At 39.8% G+C, this 20,774-nt stretch carries 16 protein-coding genes and 2 tRNA genes; 5 read left to right on the top strand and 13 right to left on the bottom strand.

Features of this window, described 5'->3' with window-relative positions; all coding sequences use genetic code 11:
• Nucleotides 1-218: 218 nt before the first annotated feature.
• On the bottom strand, nt 219-2,027 hold the full coding sequence (locus SLH46_RS15285; RefSeq protein ID WP_320282075.1) for an SLC13 family permease: 1,809 nt from the start codon (nt 2,025-2,027) through the stop codon (nt 219-221).
• A 317-nt stretch (nt 2,028-2,344) separates the two neighbouring features.
• Here SLH46_RS15285 and SLH46_RS15280 point away from each other — a divergent pair.
• Nucleotides 2,345-2,420, top strand: a tRNA-Lys gene (locus SLH46_RS15280).
• A 210-nt stretch (nt 2,421-2,630) separates the two neighbouring features.
• Nucleotides 2,631-2,703: transfer RNA gene (locus SLH46_RS15275), tRNA-Lys, on the top strand.
• A 158-nt stretch (nt 2,704-2,861) separates the two neighbouring features.
• Here the strand turns inward: SLH46_RS15275 and SLH46_RS15270 are convergent.
• Together SLH46_RS15270 and SLH46_RS15265 are read right to left on the bottom strand one after the other, a co-directional pair.
• A complete protein-coding gene (locus SLH46_RS15270; protein WP_320282074.1) occupies nt 2,862-5,531 on the bottom strand; it encodes a WD40/YVTN/BNR-like repeat-containing protein in 2,670 nt (889 codons plus the stop codon).
• Nucleotides 5,532-5,610: 79 nt separating this feature from the next.
• A complete protein-coding gene (locus SLH46_RS15265; protein WP_320282073.1) occupies nt 5,611-7,980 on the bottom strand; it encodes a WD40/YVTN/BNR-like repeat-containing protein in 2,370 nt (789 codons plus the stop codon).
• A 537-nt stretch (nt 7,981-8,517) separates the two neighbouring features.
• Between SLH46_RS15265 and SLH46_RS15260 the strand changes: the two genes are divergently transcribed.
• Nucleotides 8,518-9,909, top strand: a complete 1,392-nt coding sequence (locus tag SLH46_RS15260) for a site-specific integrase (RefSeq protein WP_320282072.1) — start codon at nt 8,518-8,520, stop codon at nt 9,907-9,909.
• 225 nt (nt 9,910-10,134) lie between these two features.
• Nucleotides 10,135-11,007, top strand: coding sequence for an SOS response-associated peptidase (locus tag SLH46_RS15255; RefSeq protein WP_320282071.1), 873 nt, complete (start codon nt 10,135-10,137; stop codon nt 11,005-11,007).
• A gap of 73 nt (nt 11,008-11,080) precedes the next feature.
• On the opposite strand, the gene SLH46_RS15250 is transcribed toward SLH46_RS15255, so the two are convergent.
• The 10 genes from SLH46_RS15250 to SLH46_RS15210 all read right to left on the bottom strand — a co-directional run bounded on the left by SLH46_RS15250 (nt 11,081) and on the right by SLH46_RS15210 (nt 17,208).
• Entirely contained in the window at nt 11,081-11,518 is a 438-nt protein-coding gene (locus SLH46_RS15250) for a hypothetical protein (protein WP_320282070.1), read from the bottom strand.
• A 51-nt stretch (nt 11,519-11,569) separates the two neighbouring features.
• Nucleotides 11,570-12,277, bottom strand: coding sequence for a hypothetical protein (locus tag SLH46_RS15245; protein WP_320282069.1), 708 nt, complete (start codon nt 12,275-12,277; stop codon nt 11,570-11,572).
• A gap of 44 nt (nt 12,278-12,321) precedes the next feature.
• Complete coding sequence (locus SLH46_RS15240; RefSeq protein WP_320282068.1) at nt 12,322-12,924, bottom strand: hypothetical protein; 603 nt, start codon at nt 12,922-12,924, stop codon at nt 12,322-12,324.
• A gap of 431 nt (nt 12,925-13,355) precedes the next feature.
• Nucleotides 13,356-13,664, bottom strand: coding sequence for a Rha family transcriptional regulator (locus SLH46_RS15235; protein WP_320282067.1), 309 nt, complete (start codon nt 13,662-13,664; stop codon nt 13,356-13,358).
• A gap of 12 nt (nt 13,665-13,676) precedes the next feature.
• Nucleotides 13,677-13,838: a Rha family transcriptional regulator gene (locus SLH46_RS21720; protein ID WP_442873567.1), complete on the bottom strand. Its 162-nt coding sequence runs from the start codon at nt 13,836-13,838 to the stop codon at nt 13,677-13,679.
• 125 nt (nt 13,839-13,963) lie between these two features.
• Entirely contained in the window at nt 13,964-14,146 is a 183-nt protein-coding gene (locus tag SLH46_RS15230) for a hypothetical protein (protein WP_320282066.1), read from the bottom strand.
• A 507-nt stretch (nt 14,147-14,653) separates the two neighbouring features.
• On the bottom strand, nt 14,654-15,259 hold the full coding sequence (locus SLH46_RS15225; RefSeq protein ID WP_320282065.1) for a hypothetical protein: 606 nt from the start codon (nt 15,257-15,259) through the stop codon (nt 14,654-14,656).
• Nucleotides 15,246-15,968 carry a hypothetical protein gene (locus SLH46_RS15220; protein WP_320282064.1) on the bottom strand — a complete coding sequence of 241 codons (723 nt, stop codon included), beginning with the start codon at nt 15,966-15,968 and terminating at the stop codon, nt 15,246-15,248. Before SLH46_RS15220 ends, SLH46_RS15225 begins: the two co-directional genes overlap by 14 nt.
• Complete coding sequence (locus SLH46_RS15215) at nt 15,968-16,249, bottom strand: helix-turn-helix domain-containing protein (RefSeq protein WP_320282063.1); 282 nt, start codon at nt 16,247-16,249, stop codon at nt 15,968-15,970. Before SLH46_RS15215 ends, SLH46_RS15220 begins: the two co-directional genes overlap by 1 nt.
• A 98-nt stretch (nt 16,250-16,347) precedes the next feature.
• Nucleotides 16,348-17,208 (bottom strand): hypothetical protein, encoded by an 861-nt coding sequence (locus tag SLH46_RS15210; protein ID WP_320282062.1) that lies wholly within the window; start codon nt 17,206-17,208, stop codon nt 16,348-16,350.
• A 121-nt stretch (nt 17,209-17,329) separates the two neighbouring features.
• On the opposite strand from SLH46_RS15210, the gene SLH46_RS15205 reads away from it, so the two are divergent.
• The gene (locus tag SLH46_RS15205) at nt 17,330-20,734 is read left to right on the top strand and encodes a helicase-related protein (RefSeq protein ID WP_320282061.1); all 3,405 of its coding nucleotides are present in this window, start codon (nt 17,330-17,332) and stop codon (nt 20,732-20,734) included.
• Nucleotides 20,735-20,774: the final 40 nt, after the last annotated feature.

Here is a 20,774-nt window from a genome sequence, read left to right as displayed (position 1 = left end):
ATTTTATTTTAGTTAGTACAGCCCGGAATGTTTATTTTTGGGTATGTTGCTGATATCTACCAATAGTAGGCTGTAGCTGTATTAAATATCTTCTCTTCTGTTGAAACGAATGCAAATATAGAATTTTATTCCGGTTGGCTTTACGATTAAAAGCTTTTGTCTGGAGAAGGAATTTTTCTTAAGAATGAATTTAAATAAGGATGGAGTTGCCGAGTTGATTAAAAGCTCCAGAAATAAGGAATGAGCAACATCGATAAAATGAAAGCGAGCAAATTAAGCGGAAGCCCGATTTTTAGGTAGTCGCGGAATTTATAATTACCAATTGCCTGAATAATAAGGTTGGTTTGATAACCGATTGGTGTCGAGAAGCTTGCCGATGCCGCAATTGCGATGGTAACAAACAATGGTTTTGGATCGACATTTAACTGTTGCGATGCGGCCAGTGCAATTGGAAATACCAGTGCTGCTGCCGCGTTGTTGGTGATAATTTCAGTGAAAATAGCAGTGAGAATATATAAGGCGGCCATAACTCCCCACGGACCGAATCCTTTTGAAAAATTAATGGTTGTGCGCGCGATAGCCTCAGCTGCTCCTGAATTCTGCATGGCTTTGCTAATGGCAAAGGCGCAGGCAATGGTAATTAATACGTCCCAACTAATGGCTTTGGTGTATTTTTGGTGCGGCATAATTTTTAGCCAGATCAATAACATAGCTGCAATAGACGAGAAGAAGAACATGTCGAGTGTTACACCTCCGGGCGATTCAATAAATTTTCCGATCGTTGTTCCTACTACCATCGCAAGCAGGATGATAAATGCAATCCATTTTTTCCAGAAAGTTCCTGTAGATCTGTAGTCGCGGATGTAAGAAGTGAGCAGAAAGATTTTTGATTCGCCCCAGTTCTCAATAAATTTTTCAGTTGTTAACAGGACCAGGTTATCACCGGTCTTTAATTTAAGTTTGTCTTTATTGCTCGTAATACGTTCTCCGTTGCGGTGCACCGCAAGTACAACTGCCTGGTAATGATCGTAAAAGTTAAATTCGTGAATTGTTTTACCAATTGCCGGAAACCGTGGCGATAAAACCGCCTCGTATTGTTTCAGGTTTTCCTTAGGGACATTTTTTATTAAATCAATTCCACTCAGTTTTACATTCGAGTTTGCCAGGATGTAATTTAAACGATCCGATTTTCCGGCTACGAGAAGCGTGTCGTTGGCTAATATTTTAAACGAACCTTTTTTGGTCTCAATAATATTTCCCTCGCGATTAATGGATTGAATAATAATCCCCTTCAGCTCTTTCATTCGGCCGTTCTTAATTTCAAGACCAATGAGGTTGCTGTTCTCCGTAATAACAATGTCGTAATGGTAATCCTTGTATTCGGTCGAGCTTTTTGAGTTGAAAAAAATCTTTTCTCCGGGAAGCAGTTTATTACTAAATACGGTCATATAAATAGTGCCGGCGATGGCAATAAAACCACCAATTTTCGCCAGTTCAAACATGCTGAATCCTTCGTATCCGTTCTCTAAAATTAAACCGTGTACAACGAGGTTTGTTGACGTTCCGATAAGTGTACACATCCCTCCAAAAATAGTAGCATAGGAGAGTGGAATCAGAAATTTCTTTGAAGAGAGGTTTAGGTTTTCCGACCACCTTTTAATAATTGGTGCAAAAATGATAACTACCGGAGTGTTATTTAAGAATGCTGATAAAATAGAAACCGGCAGCATTATCAGCGGAATCAGCGAAACCATTTTTCTTCGTTTTCGCGGAAGATAGGTTTGTGCCAGTCGGTTAAGAATTCCGGATTGTCGTACACCTTCACTCACTATAAAAAGAATGGCAATTGTTATCATTCCTTTGTTGGAAAAACCGGCTAACATCTCCTTATCTGTAATTGCTCCGGTTGCTACAAGTATGATGGCAGCAGAAAAAAAGATAAGTCCCGGGCGCATCAATTCCTTCGCCAGGGCAATAATTGTTAACAAAATAATGGCAAGTACAATATATCCTTCGGTACTAATCAAAGTGATGCGGTATTAAGTTGTCCCTCATCCCAAGCTATAGCTGCTTGAGAAAATCAAAACTAATATTAAAATTTATTCTCATCAAATAAATTGTCTGAAATTAAATTGGCTTCAAAACCAAATGCATGGTAAATTGTTGTAAATGTGCATGGTGTGTATGGGTGGCGAGAGAATAGAGGTGTGCGATTTATGAAAATGATGGCGATAAGAAGAGACTAAATTCAATTTTTTTAAAAAAAATGGCCATGTGATTTGTGTGGAAAGAAATAATGATTACTTTTGCACCCGCCTTTGAGAAACAAAGGTGCTATAAGGATGACTCAGTAGCTCAGTTGGTAGAGCACATCCCTTTTAAGGATGGGGTCCTGGGTTCGAGACCCAGCTGAGTCACCAAGTCGGAAATCATTCCGAATCGAAAGCGCTTAAATCGTTGATTTAGGCGCTTTTTTATTTTCCGAAATTCGCTAGGCTGAGCAAGCCGGATAATGAAATATATGAGTGTTTTTTTAAGGAAGTTCTCGAGTTGGTGCAACTTTATTTGTGTGAAAAAAAATAATGATTACTTTTGCACCCGCCTTTGAGAAACAGGGGCGCTAAAAGGATGACTCAGTAGCTCAGTTGGTAGAGCACATCCCTTTTAAGGATGGGGTCCTGGGTTCGAGACCCAGCTGAGTCACACCATTAAAAAGCTTCGAAAAAATTCGGAGCTTTTTTTATTTCCTAAAGTTTGAAAGTCCTTAGAAGAAGCTAGCCTTTTCAGGGCTTGTTAAAAGAAAACAGGAAGTAAAAACCCGAATGCGAACATCCTGTTTTTATTTCCTGTCTCAAATTTATTTAGTTTTTGCCGGAATAATTAAGTACCGGCCATTGCCACCTTTTTAAAACAATTCCTGGTTTGGTTTCCGAAATGCTTCCGCATTTTAAGGTAACCTGGTATTCTCCTTCAGCGGCCTTAAAAGTTGGCCAATATATTTTGCCAATTCTTTCTTGCTGAGGTAACGTTTTTTCGTAAACCAATTCTCCGGTTTTGTCTGTGATCTCAATTTTGGTTTCTTCATCTAAAGTTTCACTAAGCAGGTACCAAATTTCAAGTCCGTTGGGTTCGTTGGGTGAATTCAGATGATTGCTTCCGGTCATTTGATAATTTCCCCACTGAGCCTGCTGCGAGAAGTTCATTTGTGGTTTTGGTTCAATATCGAACAAATGCAATTCTTTCTTTTCAATTTCAGGAGTAAGTTGTTGAAGCGGGCTGATGTCAGTAATCCAGGCTGCACGCCCGTAAGTTCCCACAATTAAATCATTTTCCCTGGGGTGAATCAGCATGTCTTTAACAACAACATTTGGAATATTGGCATTAAAGGATGTCCAGTTTTCGCCTTTGTCAGTCGACACATAAACGCCTATTTCATTTCCTGCAAAAAGAAGCGCCGGATTTTTCCTGTCTTCAATAATGACATTCACCGGAGAATTAGGAAGTCCATTGGTGATCTTTTTCCATGTTTTTCCATAATCGTGGGTAACGTAAATGTGCGCATCAAAAATATCGTCAGTAAATCCACATTTTGAAATGTAGGCCGTGGCAACATCGTGGTTTGACGGAAACACTTTACTTACCCACATTTTGGCAGGAGCACCCGCTTTTTCCAAATTCGATGTCAGGTCTGTCCATGAGTGACCGAAGTCGTTTGTAAGTTGTACATGGCCGTCATCAGTACCGACCCAAATTATGCCTGCTTTTACCGGAGACTCATCAAGGGTAGAAATTGTGCAATATTGAATATGTCCTTTCCCGTGGATTTTATTCGGATCGTTATCCGTTAAATCAGGGCTTATTTCTTCCCAGTTTTCTCCACGATCTAAGGAACGTAAAACTTTTTGAGCACCAGTGTAAATTATTGCACTGTTGTGTGGCGAAATTGCCAGTGGGGTAGTCCAGGTGTAACGATAATGTTCACCTTCTTTTGCTTCCGGCAGAATGGAAACCCTTTCACCGGTTTCCTGATCAACATGTTGATGCGAGCCAAATTGGGTGGTAATATAAATGTTCTTGTTGTCTTCCGGGTCAACTTTGGAATACATGCCGTCCCACATTCCGGTAATTACCCAATCGGCAGGGGTAATTTGTCCCGACCATCCATTCGAGGGTGCTTTCCATGTTTCGTGATCTTGCAAACCTATGTAAATATTATATGGAGTTTCATTATCAACTTCAACGGAATAAACCTCTCCCAGCGGCATGTGGTAGTAGTGATTCATGGTTAATCCGCCATCGAAAGTCGAGTAGATTCCTCCGTCGGAACCAAGCATCATGTGACGTGGATCTTTAGGGTCGATCCAGAAAATTCTATTATCCCCAAAATTGGTTTGAAACAATTCCTGTTCGCGAAATCCGGGCCAGGTTTTGCCTCCGTCGAGTGTGTAAAACATATTCACACCAATGATGTAAATCTTATCGGGATCAACCGGATCGATAGTAATTCTGTTGAAACTGTATGCCGCTTTTCCGCTCACATCGTTTGTTTCCGGATCATTTATTCTCTTCCATTTTTCACCACCATTTTTGGTAATGTAAACTTCACCTCCAATCAGGTTGTCGAAAGAATGGTCGGTAAATTCATCAAAAGGAACCGGGGCGTCTGGATCGAATCCGGATTTTACATTAAGATTTTGAATTACTGCAACTAGAATGTGAGGATTTGCCCGATGAATGTCAAGGCCAATTCTTCCGAGAGGACCGGTAGGCAAACCGCCGGCAAGTACTTTCCAGGTAGTGCCACCATCGGTAGATTTGTAAATACGGCTTTTTTCGCCACCCGGATCAAAAGTCCAGGCAGTGCGCTCTTTCTGGTATGTGGCAGCGTATAAGATTTCAGGATCTTTAGGATTGATAATTAAGTCGGTTACACCGGTTTCGTCATCAACGTATAAAACCTTTTCCCAGTTTTTGCCGCCGTTAGTGGTTTTGAAAATGCCTCTTTCTTCATTTTTCGAAAACAAATGACCCATTGATGCCACCCAGACAGCATCTGGATTTTTGGGATGAATAACCACTTTTGCAATGTGGTGCGAATCATGCAAGCCCATGTTCTTCCATGTTTCTCCTGCATCAGTTGATTTCCATATTCCATTTCCGCTGTAGGAAGAGCGGGCGTTAAATGCTTCGCCTGTGCCGGCCCAAATAACTTCGGGATCAGACGGAGCAACGGCAAAATCGCCGATGGAAGAAGTTCCAAACGAGTTAGATACGCATTCGAAAGTTGTGCCGTTGTTTATGGTTTTCCAGATTCCGCCACTGCGCGGACCAACGTACCAGGTGTATTTGTGTTTTTCTCCCGGGTTTTCAGGAACAGCCAGTGAGCCAACCCATGCACTAATTCTGTACGCTCCAAGATTCCTATATTGAAATGCCTCGTATTTTTTTGAGGCATCATCTTGTGCAGAAGCATTAAAAGTAATTGACGTAAAAAGAAAAATGGAAATGAATATTCTGGAGAGATTCTTCATGATAAAATGCTTTTTAGGTAAAAATAAGGTCGTTTATTTTAGAAACAAACGACCTTTATTAATTAGTGTAAGTCTATTTCTATGGTTCCGGCTCAAATCTTCTGCGGCGTGTAAGTTTTTCTTTTTCATTAATCGGATCTGCATCCATTACAAAAATACCGCGACCATGTGTTGCAATAATAAGCATGTTATCGCGTGGATGAACCTGCAAATCATGCACATAAGCGAACGGTAAATCGCCCAGTACGTCCCAGCTGCTTCCTTTGTCTTTGCTAATGTATACCGATGCATCTGTGCCGAGGTATAAAATGTCAGGATTAAACGGATCTTCGCGAATAACATTTACTGGTCCAACAGGAATATTGCCTGAGATGTCTTTCCATGTTTCGCCAAAATCAGTTGATTTCCATACATAAACCTGGAAATCATCATCGCGTCTTCCGGTTTGTGTCATATAAACCGTTCCAAGCTCGTATTTCGATGCAACGATTCGGGATACCCAGCGCTGAGGAACGGCTCCGTTTCTAATTTCTTCCCATTTTTTACCACCGTCTTTGGTTCTCCAAATGCGGCCATCGTCGGTTCCGGCATAAAGTAAACCGTGAAGAAGTGGCGATTCGTCCAGTGACTGAATGGTTTGGTGATTAATATCCCCAAATTTATCGGGATCATTAAAAGTTAAGTCCGGGCTGATCTTTTCCCAGGTACTTCCTTTGTCCACCGATTTCATTACATATTGGGTACCAAAATATATAATATCGTTGTTGTGTTGCGACATTACAATCGGCGAAACCCACTGTCCGCGCAATACCGGTTCGTCGGGTAAATTTGGTGGAAGTACTTGTTTGGTGCTTGCAGGATAATTATCTACCTCGGCGCGTGCCAGATTGCCGTAAAAAACACTGGCGTATACGGTGTTGTTATCACGTGGGTCAATCACGTGGGTGCTTCCTTCTGCTCCCAGAGTGTGCTCAAATTCTACAGGTTGTACTCTGTCTTTTCCGCGCGAAATATCTACGGTTCCGTAAAAGCTGTGATGATCCTGAATAGATCCGAAAACACGAAATGGTGTGTTGTAATCAAAAGCTACGTTATAAAATTGTGCCAGCGGCAGCGCTTCAATCGGATGTTTCCAGTTTTCGCCTTTGTCGTACGAAATGGTAATTCCACCGTCTTGTGCATTGATAATGTAGTTCGGGTTGATGGGGTCGATCCAGAGTCCGTGGTGATCGGCATGAGGATCGCGGATAGAAGTAAATGTTTTTCCTCCGTCAGTCGATTTGTTTAGCCAGATTCCTAACGTATAAATGGTGTTTTCGTCTTTCGGATCAACTCTGATCTGGCCAAAAACCCAGCCATAAGTTCCCGAATGTCTTTCCATGTAGAGTTTTGTTTCGGGGGTTAAACCGCTGGTTTGTTGCCAGGTTGCGCCGGCGTTGGTCGATTTGTAAACGGTAGCACCTTTTATTACATCTTCTTTCTGGCGATTGTACGAATCCAGTTCGCCTTCTTTTGCTTCGTATGCAATTTCGTAATTGTCGAGCAAGGCGTAAAGAACATTCGGATTGGAAAGAGAAATGTCGATTCCTATGCGACCGCGATCTTTGGCTGCCGGTAGTCCGTTATTGATTTCTTTCCAGCTTTTTCCGCCGTCAGTCGATTTCCAGATTCCGCAGTTTCTTGTTTTCTCAAAAGTTCTGGGATCGTTCCATTTTAAACGCATTCTTTCCCAGCTTGTGGCGTAAAGTGTTTCCGGATTTGAAGGATCAAGAACCAGGTCGAACACTCCTGTATTTTCATCGATCTCGAGAATTTTATCCCATGTTGCTCCGCCGTCGATGGTTTTATATAATCCACGGTCCTTGTTAGGAGTCCATTCGTGCCCGGTTGCTGCCACATAAACGATATCAGAATTTTTTGGATGAACTCTAATTCTTCCAATGGTGTGGGTGTTTTCCAAACCCATTAATTCCCATGATACTCCGCCGTCTGTGGTTTTGAAAACTCCACATCCTGCATTCGAACTTCTGAAAATGTTGGCCTCACCGGTTCCAACCCAAACCACATCTTTGTTTTGTGGGTCAATAGCCAGATCGCCAATTGAAGCAGTTGGCATATCCTCGAAAACCGGTTCAAAGGTTGTGCCTTCGTTTACTGACTTCCAAACGCCTCCTGTAGCAGATCCGACCCAAATGGTGTATTGGTCTCCCCTGGGTGAAATGGCTTCAACGTCGGTGCATCGTCCGCTAATGTTGGTTGGTCCAATAAATTGCCAGTGGTAATCTTTGTATGGCGAGGATTCAGATAGTGATTTTTGGTTTTCGAACATTTTTACCCGCTCGGTTCCTAATAGAACAGGCTTCTTCTCTTGCGAATAGCCAAGAACGGCAGTAAAAACTAAAGTTGCTGACAGCCATGCAGATAAGCTGGTTTTTAGATTTTTTCTCATTGAGTATGGTTTTTTAATTGGATATTCATATTACGAATTGGCATCGATGAATGAATGCAATATGTAAAATTTAAAGCTTTTTACGTAAAAAAATGACACAATAAATAATGTGTTGCTAACAATAAAATATTAGACATGATTTATGTCATCAAAAAGATATCGAAGCTGTCACGTTTTATAAAATTACTAATAATTTGTTTTTAGGGATTCTGAAATCAAAGAGGAATTTGAGCGGGGCGGATGAAGTATGAATGAGGAAGCTGAGTTTTTTGAAGAATCCGATCGTGTATGATTTGGATAAAAACAAAAAAGACAAGTACTAATTTTTGTTGTACTTGTCTTTCGGTGTAGCGAGAGGCGGGCTACTTTTTCTTGTTTTTATTTTTCATAAATTATCGTAGTGAGAAAACAATATGCCTTTGTTCATGGGGTTTGTGTAGAATTTGTTTTATCTTTATGGAAAATAAAATTAAATAAGATTAATACATTGTGTCCCAAATGTGTCTCAGTCTTTGGGGTAATAAGAAAGGTATCGTCATGGCCAATATTAATTTCGTTTTACGTGATCCTTATAAGGAGGGAACCTCCGAAAAGGTTAGGGAAAATAAAAAAAAGGGAAAGCGTGTAGATAATTTTTTCAAACCGATAGAAGTCCCGATAATTGTAGTTTTCGGATACGATAGGAAGCACAGATTTAAATGTAAAACCGACTTGAAGATTAGACCACGAGAATGGGATTTTAAGAAGCAAAGAGTGAAGTCATCACTTACGGGGAGCTTTGAGTTTAATGATCGGATAGATAGCTTACAGAAAGAAATTGTCGATTTTTATAATGGTTTAACCTCAAAATCAAAGGAAATAACCTTTAACCAGGTGAAGGATAAGATTACTGAGTTTGTAAAGAATCAACAGATGCCAGATTTTGAGGAAGGAACGGGTTTTTTTGATGTGCTTGATGCTTATATCGAACGGAACAAAACTAAGGTTTCTTCTCGTACAATACAGAAATATAAAACACTGAAAAAGTCACTTACTGAGTTCACCAGTGCGAAAAAAAAATACCGAAACTTTACTTTTTCGCAAGTTGATCTGAATTTCTATGATGATTACCGGAATTATTTATTGATGGAAGTTGATAATCCAAAGAGAAAGGATGAAAATGGTAAATGTGAAAAAGGCTTGTTGGATGATACCGTTGCAAAATATATAGAGAACTTAAAAAACTTTATGAAATGGTCGCTGGAAAGAGGGTATCATACGAACAGGGAGTTCCAGAGAAGAGACTTTTCTTCAAGCCGAAAACCCAAACAGGAAATAGTAACTCTGGAATTTGAGGAGCTAAAAAACTTTTATGAGCATGACTTCTCCAGGGATCAAAGGTTAGACCAAGTTCGAGATTTATTTTGTTATGCTGCATTTACGGGGCAACGCTGGGGGGACATTTCTAATTTTAAGAAGGAAGATATTGTTGATGACGCATGGATTTTTACTGCTGAGAAAACTGGCAAGCAGACAATAGTCCCTTTTGTTGGTTACATTGCACCAGCCTTAACGATATTGGAAAAATATAACTTCAAGTTGCCTGAAATAAGCAATCAAAAGTTTAATGACTATGTCAAGGAAGCTGCCGAAGAAGCAGGGCTTGATCGCCTGGTATCAATCAAGCGTATGAGAGGGCGTGAAATATTAGTTAGAACAGAACCTCTACATCGACATATAACAATGCACACTGGGCGTAGAACGTGTGTCTCATTGCTATTGAATGTAGCCAAAATGCCAATTCCTCAGGTAATGGATATTACTCAGCACACTGATTTTAAAACCTTACGTAAGTATATTAACGAAGATCCAGCCGCATTACGCAAGAACCTAAAAGAGACAAGGAGTGTGGTTGATTTGGAATTGAAGGTAGTTAAGAGGGCTAACTGATGTGTCCAATAATTGCATTTTTATACTATAAATATCTTCAACGGGTAAAATTAGCTTTTACACTACAAAATGTACAGTAGAAGCATTGGAATTGTTGATATTTCGGTGCTTTTTGTTGTTAGGGTGAAGAAATTTTTTTTAGACATAAATTTTACACTTTTTGTTTAACCTGACTTGTATTTTCCTACCTTATCAGAACAGCTTTGATAATAATAATATCATACGATGTTCAACCGATACGTTTTAGCCAGCAGCTACCAAAGAATCCGATCCAAATTCGATATGGCATCATTGCCGGAAGGAGAAGAATACATCCCATCATATAACATTGCTCCAGGGAACAACGCTTACGTAATCATACCCGGCTTAAATGAATCGGCAGAAATACACGGAATGAGTCCGGTAATACGAGCCTACTATGAAGAACGAAAACCATCAAAGGTCATCAGATCGTTCAGTTTCGGCTTACAGGGAGTGGAAAAGTACACCGTGAACTTCATCCGGGCAGAAGGAGATCGTAACCTGAGCAACGATCCACACTATACAGGATCAAAAGCTATATTCCTAAAACCGAATTACAAGAAGATCATTCGGGAGCAGCGATGCTTGGTTCTTGCCGATGCGTTTATTGTTGACATTGATAAAAAACCACACTTGGTCTATATGAAAAATAAGAAGCGACCATTTGGCTTTGCCGGACTGTGGAATAAAACTACCGATGCAGATGGCAATGAATCCTACTCATTTGGCATATTAACAACCGTAGCAAATCCGTTGATCAGGAAGCTGGGGGGCGACCGGATGCCAGTGATCGTACCAGAGTATTCTGAGAGGCGATGGCTATCGACAAACAATACGTTGTCGCAGGTGCTTGATATGCTTAATCCGTATCCGGCACATTCATTGAATGCATATCCTGTATCGGAGCGTATCAGCGATCCGGTTAATAATGATCTGTCGGTGATCCAGCCAGTTGGTAGGCGTTTGTATAGCGAACGAATGGAACCACTATCCAGGAAACGAGTTAAGCCAGTTCGTGAGCCGATGGATTCTCCTACTATGGAGGAAGTTGCTCGGATGGGTAAAGAAACTAACTGAATATTCCTTCCTCCCCCGATTTTGTTAAGACTAATTTAATTACTTTGCAAAGTGGTTCTGATCTACTCATAAATCACCAGTAATCAGCAAATACATTTTCTTCTTGAAGTTCAAAGTCAGCAGTTTTTCTGTACCAAATGACATAACCTTCTCCATGAATGGAATATTCGTATTTAAAGTAATGAGACGTTGAAGCTGGTTGTTTTCTAATTTCTTCGTACCCATTTAATAACTTTTTTCTCTTGGTGAACGCAAGAATATTTAGGACATCATTTCTACAAAGTTCATGTTCTGTTTCAATTACTCCCGTTAAAAACAGGCTACTGCGAGTCCAAAAATCAAACTTCACATTAAACAAAGTTGTATAGCGATTATTTTCATTTGAGAGAGAATCCTTGACGCCAACTGCCCCATATGTAACGTGTGTAGCGATGTAATAAACAAATCTTGAACATACAAGAATTATCATTAAAGGTATCCAGATATGCCAGTATTCAGATAGGGATTTCATAAGGAGTGATATAAATTTTAGTAAACGTGTTTATTTTATTAATGAAGTAAATTATTTCATTCCTCTTTTACGCTTGATTTCTTCAATTTTCTTGGTCTGTTCATCCCAGTATTCTTGCCTGGGTGCATCTTCCCATCCACCATATGAATATATCCAGCCAAGAATTTCACTTATACCTTCCCCATAAGGAATTTCATCATCAATAAGAAGTCCAGCCAGGCTCTTGCGATTATATGTCCACCAGGGATACTGTATCACTCTTTCACCTTCCACTATTTTAATATAAGGCGGTTTAATATGTCTCTCAGGATCGCCAATCAACAGTTGTCGGATTGCAATTTCCCTTGCTTCGGTTACCTTCATATCGCCAGTTAAAATATCATCCACGAGATAGGCTGTTCGAACTTCAAGCATATCACAATACCAGTGAAGGTGTTGATCCCAGAGTAACTTGTAGTAGAAATCCAAATGGTCGGATTTCAGTATCCCGGCAATAATCTGCCCGGTTTCATTCAGCTTTTCAATACGATCACGATCACTTGGTTTCGGTGTTCCGGTGCGGTGCATAGCTTCAATATATAAGTCAAGGTCATTGATACTGTTTAGTTGATCAATTTTGAAAATGTAGTCTGCACCATATTCATACCATACCTCATAATAAGCATCCATCCACAGATATAGCTTGACTATGTAGTTCTTCCAAACTCGTCTGGCGAGGTATTGGGCATCTTTCGGTATGTGCTTGTTTTCTATATCCATTGGATTACTTTCATAATCTTAAAATTATACTGTCAGAAGCATTTTTAGTCATCAAGGTAATCCTCTGCCGTAGCATCTTCCCAGCCACCATATTCATACAGCCTACGATGAACTTGTATGATTCCGTCATCAAATGCGCTCTGGTTTTCAATTAACCAGTTCTGCTCACTTTTCCGGTGCATAAACCAATTCGGAAATTCTATTCCACCTACATTGTATTTCTTGATATATGGCGGCAGTATATGTCTCTGTGGATCGCCTTTAAGTAGTTGTTTTATGGCAATTTCTCTGGCTTCGGTAACCTTCATGTCACCAGTAAGAATATCGTCCAATAGATAGGCTGCACGGACTTCCATCATATCGCAATACCAGTGTAGGTGTTGATCCCAGAGTAACTTGTAGTAGAAGTCCAGATGGTCGGTTTTCAGAATCCCGGCTATGATCTGCCCAGTTTCGTTCAGTGTGCCATAACGATCACGTCCTCCTGGTTCCGGCACCCCGGTGCGGTTCATCGCTTCGATATATAGGTTCAACGTAACTTCACCGCTAAGATGCTTAATTTCCCATATTTCATTAGTGCCGTATGTAAAATTAACTTCATAGAAACGTCCCTGCCACGAGTACAACTTAAACTCGTTATGGTGCAATACTCGCCTTGCAAGGTATTCGGCATCTTTCGGTATGTGCTTGTTTTCAATATCCATTGGATGGGAATTGGATTTTGAATTTACATAAAAATTGACAAAGTCGATGAATTTCTTTGACCTTATGATCAGAAAATATTAATTCCATAGGCATTAGACTGGTAACATATTAAGGACTCCGATAAGTTGAATTGTTATCCTGTGTGTATGGAGTAATTGCCTGGTTATAGTTGTTTACGATTGTTTGTGGCCATTTACTTATCGCTTTTCATAATTTCTGTTAGCACGGTTCATTACCTTAGTCAATGACGGAGTACGAGACTGTATTGTTGCAAAAACCTCAGGGTATATGCTCTGTCTGCATAAAGGATCAGTTCCTGTGTTTAGGTTAGAAATTACATTTGCTTTAAGCTATATTCTTTTACTACATCGGTTTACTTTCGGCTGGTTGTCGGTTTTACAGCCATAAACTCAAACAAGTTTAACTGTTGATCCTTTTCTTCCAGCGCACGAACAATTCTTATCCTCAACTCAGCACTGTAGCCGGACACCAGTTCCAAGATTTGTGCTTTATTTAAAGTGTACTCTCTATGCTTTTGATTTCCAGTATTTGGATGAAGGTAGTACCCCTGCTCAATTTTGGGCAGGGCTAATCTTTCGTAGTGTTCGTTCAGTACATCGCAATCTCTCAATACATGATCGTGTCTTTTTCCTGTGATCTGTGCGATTTCCCGGCTGGTCATTGTAAGTTGATCCTAAAATTTATTCCGGTCGCTGTTGGTTGTTTGCATCCGGATAATGCCCCAATCGAAATTTCGATCCGGCTGTTTTTCCCACGATGGCTCCATCACTCTAATTGCTTCCATAACGTGTTTGTGTTGTTTGCCAGTTATCGGTGCGATCTCCCGGCTGGTCATTGTCGATCTGAAAAATATGTATCCCCTGTTTATCTGTCTATTATCGGCATGATAGTTCACGGCGGAGATTATAGCCATGCTCATTCTCTGTGTCGCTGATTTCCAGTGTTTGGACGATGGTAGTATCACTGCTCAATTTTGAGCAGGGCTAACCTTTCGTAATTGTCGTTCAGTACATCACATTCTCTTAGTATATGTTGGTGTTCTTCGCCTGTGATCTGTGTGATCTCCCGGCTGGTCATACTAAGCTGATCCTGAGATTTATTCTGGTCTCTGTCGGTTCCACTGGTCGATGTAATAGGTCGCATCAATTTTGAATTGACCTACTTTGTCCATGCTGTTTCCATTTCTCTGATTGCTATCTTCTTTCGCTCTGTCGGTATTCTGTCGAAAGGGTGATGGTTTTTGCTGTAAAGTTGTCGCTTTATTATCGGTTCTGGTAGTAATGCTGTTGGTTTTCGTTGGTTATGTATGATTGATCAAAATGAAGATTGGTACGCTTTGCAGAGCAAGTGGAGCAGTATATATGTCGATATTGTGGCAGTTTTTTAATTGCTGGATAGTGGTATAAGCCGATATGCTTCTTTCGCTGGTCGAAACCGAGGACTTTAGGATAAAAAGATATAGACGATATATTGTGTTGCGGGAACGCAGAAAGTATTTGCGTGAAGTTGATTTAGCCGATTAGCTAACATTGATACCAGGCTTCAAATCGAAAGGACGAGATAGCAACTTTGCCACACAGCTACCAAAAAAAAAATGCCGGGAACTACTGCCCCGGCACTGTATAAATTGTGTTGTAAATGTTACCTGCTCTATCGACGTAAGCTCTCGCCAGAAAACTTTATCACCCGGCATAAACGCTTTATCCGATCCATTGTTCGCACGCCATATCTTCCGAGTATTTCTGAACCGGTAAGGTTCGATGATACAAAAAGTACCTTCGATTCAGTTTCAGCGATATTAAAAACATTATTCATTGCCTCGTGCTTTGCGCCATAATCATTTACAATCGGCTCAACACCCATTTCATCAATGGAAATAAATTTTTTCCTTCTTATTTCTGCAAATTTGGCGTTAACATCCTCTGCATTATAGCAGTTTACCACCTTGGTAAATTTAGCCATGAATAAAACCGGTAACACATAGTGGATAATGTTAGTTTTGCCTCGTCCTACGTTTCCTGTTAAAAACAGGCCTTTCCCTTTAGTGTCGGACAGCCAATCTGCAACTTCATCAAATTCTGGTAAATAGGTAAATTTACTCATCGTATTATCTCCTGCCAGCATAGCCTGTTCCAACAAGACTTTACATTCTGGGACTGACCCAAATGAAAAAGATTCAAATGCTCTTTCCTTAAAGCCAAAGTTCTGCTTCATAGCTAAAATAGTTTGTTCTATTTCTTTATTAAAATCCTGCATCGTTTATTAATTTTTTATTGTTGTTTTCATTTAATGATTTTAAAATCTGACCTGGGCGTTGCTCGTTGTTGGAATAGGAGTTTTTGTTCCATCGGTTTAAGCGTCTGGCAGTATCCCAGGTTTTTTCCATTTCCATTCGCATTTTTTTACCCGATGGGTTCGGCTCCGTCCAATAGTCGAAGAAGTTTTTAAGCATATCGCTTCCATATTTGTTCTGAAATTGTTGGAGCGCAGACGCGAAATCCTTTTTTCGCTCTGCTAAATCCTTCTTCTTGTTCTTATCGTTCTTTTCATTATTGTTAGGTGCCACCGTTTCGCCACCCGTTTGCCGCAGCTTTGCCGCAGCTTTGCCACTTGCCTTGCCACCCTGCTCGTCTTTAAGTTGGTAAGTATCCCAATTTAAGATCGTTATGATACGTCCGTGCTTTGTCACTTTGTTTGCCAGAAAACCAAGGCTTTCAAATCTTTTTAGTGCCGTCCTTACGTTTTTTACTGACACCCCCTTTCCTGATTTTATAACTATCGAATCCAGGCTTGTTACGAATTGCCCGGGAGATACTCTGAATTTTTGGCCACCCCAATCCCATTCAGATTCCTGGTGGTTCGCCAGCATCAGCAAAGTCATGAGAATAGTCTTTTGCTCGGGTGTTGAATTAAGCCAAATCGGTTTTCCCAATAGCTTCCTGTGTAGCTTTACCCAGCCTTCCATTATCGACGATATTTCAAGGGTTGTACTTCGGTCAATGCAGCATCAAGTTCATCATCCCGGTACAGAACCCTTCCATTTAACCGGTAGCCTTTTATAATGCCTTTTTTAGTAAGCTCATTCAAGGTCGGTAAGGAAATGTGCAATTTACTGGCTGCTTCCTTCCTGGTTTTGTAAATGATTTCCTGCTTTTGAGAACTGTAATTTTGAAGTTCTTCCCTGATAATCGCTCTTAAACGAGCTTCGTGTTCTTCTTCGGTAAGCGGTATGATTATTCCCTTCATGGTGTATGATTTTCCACGAAGGTATTGGATGGGGTAAAGTTTATTTTTCCATTATTTCCACAAGGAAAAGGATGGAAATAAAAAAAGGCAAAACTGAGCTATTTTCTATGATTTAATAGTGATCTGAATGTCCTTTTAAATTCGTCATGTGAATCACTTTCACTTGGCCGGGTAGTTAAATTACGAATCGTCACGTATGTATTGCTAACTAACTGCTCGGAGACTTGTAGTCCAAACTCACGGTATAGGGCAATAAGTTGAGGTTTCTTACCTCCTTGCTTTATGAGTTGAAAACCGTATTCTGGCTCTTTAAGTACGAAGTATGCAATAGCCAGCTCATTTTTCGCTCCAGTTTGTCCCTGCCAACAATCGTTTTTGTCGATGTAACCATGCTTTCTGAAAATTTCCTTTAAGGCTTCTGGCGTTTCTTTATATTTAAACAAGTCCTCGTACTTAACTTTGGAAGGTGATCTCTTTTGAGTCTTTTTGGATTTTGCGTTCATCATCTCTACAATGCAATGCTGTAACTGCGGGATCAGGCTTACCCTTTCCTCTATGGATGACAAACGTTTTAATAGGGCTTCTGATTCATCGGTTTTGTTATTCTTTTTCCTGTGCCCATCCCATTCCATGCGAAAAAAGGTTAGAAGTCCTTCTCGGTCGTCTGGATAATTCTTGAATGTTCCTTCAATATCCAGTTCTAATTTGTCAATAATCTTCTGGCAGAAAGTGATTTTATCTTCATTGTTATCAAAAAAAACGGAGTATTGAAGAAGCTGAACTGCCAGAAAGTTTTTATGCCCGGGTTTTATTTTACTGACACTGAAATTAAGATGATAGAATAAATCGAAATTTTCGACTGCGTGATATTTTAAGGCAAGCAATTTACTCTTATCCAACGATTTGATTTTCTCACTTTCCCCATACTTCTTTTTAATGATGTCGCTCCAGGTTTCCAAATTCAATAAATGTTATAATATGCTGTTAAGTAAAAGAGGGCTTATATGCCGATTGCTGAAAAATATTGCTAATTTCGGGAAATTACAATAAAAGTTTTGAACACTGATCTCACTAATCGTTATGAACCTATCCACCGGCCAGATCATAAAAAATTTACTTACCGATGAGCCAGTTCGAGTGACAAAGATTGCTCCATTGGGAAGTATGACTTCAATTCATTATGTTGGAATTAACTCAAATGTGTCCAACAATAAGCTGTTAACCAAAGACCAACTGGAAAAGCTGGAAATCATTTCCGAAGATGGCACATTCAATTTTACCGGTAATCCCGAAAAATTTAAACTGTTTGCCGAAGCAGAACGAATTAACTCAGCATACCAGTTCGATCCATTATTTGCAGTTAATTGTAGTGTTATTGATCCTCTGCCGCATCAGGTTGAAGCAGTTTATAAATATCTACTACCACTTCCTAATATAAGGTTCCTGCTTGCGGATGACACTGGTGCAGGGAAAACAATTATGACGGGACTACTGATTAAAGAACTAATGATGCGTGATCTGGTAAAACGCATTTTAATAGTTACTCCGGGTGGTTTGACCAAGCAATGGCAGGAAGATGAATTGGGCTTGAAGTTTAATCTACCCTTTAAGCTGGTTAATAGGGCAACTTTTAATGCCGATCCGAATATCTTTTCCTCAAACGACAAACTGGTAACTTCAATCGACTTTATACGCTCAGAAGATGTATTAAATGTACTTGGTGAGGTTAGTTGGGATATTGTCGTTGTGGATGAAGCGCACAAACTGAGTGCTTTCGATTATGGGCATAAGCGATACCGTAGTAAACGCTACCAGGCTCTTGAAAAAATTTCCACCAAATCAGAACATCTTCTTCTATTAACAGCTACACCTCACCGTGGAAGAGCAGATACATTTAAAAACCTATTACAACTGCTGGATGAAGATATTTTTGCCAGTGAAAGTCTGGTTACTTCACGGATTAATGAAATCAATGAATCAGGCATCAATAAATTCTTTATTCGCAGGTTGAAGGAACAAATGAAAGATTGGTCAGAGCAACCATTATTTAAGGAGCGTTCCACCAACACTATCATGTACAAACTTACGGAAGAGGAAAAACGTTTGTACGACAGGGTTACCAACTACCTGATGAAAAGAAGGGAGGAAGCTCAGCAGCAATCCAATATTCATGTTTCACTGGCTTTAATGGTAATGCAACGTAGGCTTACAAGTTCCATCTTTGCCATTTACAGAACATTAAAAAACAGATATGATGCACTGAATGGATTGTTACAAGAATTAACAGACAATCCAAGCCTTTGGAAACAGCGACAGAAATTCGATTTGGAAGTGACCAATATTGATGATTACGATGATTTGGATGATGATGAAAAGGATGGCTTGGAAAACATTTTATCTGATCCTAAGAAATTTAAACTCTTTACCACAGCTAAAAGCCCTTCTGAACTGCGGGATGAGAAAGAACAGGTTAAGCAGCTTTTTGATTTTGCCGAACACCTTTATAACAGCCGACAAGAGGAAGCTAAATTTCATCGTTTAAAACGGCTATTAAAAGAAAAAGGAGTATTCGATAACAAGGATGAAAAACTCGTAATCTTTACTGAGCACAAGGATACTTTAATGTACCTAACTGATAGGCTCTCAAATAATGGATATACTGTTGAAACTATTCATGGTGGTAAATCGGTTGATGAACGGAGGCAAGCCCAGGCTGCTTTTGCAAGAGAATCACAAATACTAATTGCAACCGATGCTGCCGGAGAGGGTATTAATCTCCAGTTTTGTCGGTTACTAATAAATTGGGATATTCCGTGGAATCCAAACCGGCTGGAACAAAGAATGGGGCGTATTCATAGGTACGGACAAAAGCAGGATGTACTTGTTTTTAACATGGTTGCACAAAATACAAGAGAAGGTAATGTATTACAGCGATTATTAACTAAACTGGACTTAATCCGAGAGCAGATTGGTAACGACAGGGTTTATGATGTTATCAGTGATGTCTTTGAAGAAGTTGCTATGGAAGATATAATTAATTCCACATTCAATCGCAAAGAAACAAAATTCGATGTTACTATTGATGCCAGCCTTACCAAGGAAAATGTTGAAAAGAAGATTAAGGAGCAGAAAGAAAAAATGGCGCACAGCGATGTGGATTATGAAAAGGCCAAAGAACTGAAAGAAAAATCAGATGAAAGACGGCTCCAGCCAATATATATACAGCAATTTTTTGAAAAGGCTTATACATTCATGGGAGGAGAACTGGAAAAAGTCAATAGTTCAGTTTATCACATCGTTACTATTCCCGATGCTATTGTTCATGTATTACGTGAAGATTACAACATTTCAGCAGACCTGACAGAGTATCAACTATGTTTTGATAAGCAGGTATTCCTTGATTTCCAGTTTAATAATCTCGGTGCGAAAATGTTTTATGTGAATCCGGGAAATCCGATATTCGATGCCTTGTTAAAGGTTGTGCGCAACCAGTACCGTGAAGAAATGATGAAGGGTACAATCCTTGTTTCACCAGAGGATACCGATTCTCATTTAGCATTTGTTGTCAAGTCTCAGATTACAGACAATAGGCCATCTAAAGGCCATGAAAACGTTGCCGATGAAACAATACATTTGGTATGTTATGACCACAACAACGAATTGTCAGGTACCTCTCCGGCAAAACTTATTGACCTTAAACCTCCTTCTGATTTTGCTAAAAAGATTGACACACCTGAGCCGGTACAAGAGGAATTGATAAACGAATGGTGTTTTACAAATATAACTGCTCCGCAGTTTGAGGTAGTTCAAAAGCGTATCAAGGAAGATATTTCTCAACGTAAACTATATCTTGATGAAGCGTTTAATAACATCATTTTTGACGTGACTAACGATATAAATGAGTTACAACGTAAGATACTTCTGGGCGACAATAAGGTGAACGACAAAATCCAGAAGAAACAGGCAAAAATCCAGGACTTAATGGTTCGGAAGGAGCAGCGACATAAAAAGTTGGAAGCTATGACTCAACTGTCACCAAAGGAGCCGGAAATTATGGGCTGTGCCTATGTTGTTCCCTTGAACCAGATAGAGTATCAAAAACATTACGGAATGAAACGTGACGATGAGGTTGAAAAAATCGCCATGGATTATGCTGCTGCTTACGAGCGCAGTAACGGGTGGACTCCCGAAGATGTATCATCGTTAAATCTGGGCTACGACATCAGAAGTACAAGCCCAGAGCATATTAAAAAATATATTGAAGTAAAAGGCCGGGCAACTATCGGTGGTATTATGCTATCAGAAAATGAAATGTTTCGTTTGGGACAGTTGGGCGATTCGGCATGGTTGTATATAGTGTACAACTGTAAATCGAAACCTGAATTGGTTCGTATTCAAAACCCAGCCAAAAATCTTCAATACGAGAAATTATCAAAGGGGGTGCAATATTTTCTTTCAGAAAAAGAATGGAAAAATTATAATTAAATTTGCTCAGAACTGATAGATTGCGAAAAATTAATACACA

Origin of the sequence: Draconibacterium sp. IB214405, assembly GCF_033963885.1 — a bacterium.
GTDB lineage: Bacteria > Bacteroidota > Bacteroidia > Bacteroidales > Prolixibacteraceae > Draconibacterium.
This window is presented reverse-complemented; position numbering and strand designations above follow the sequence as displayed.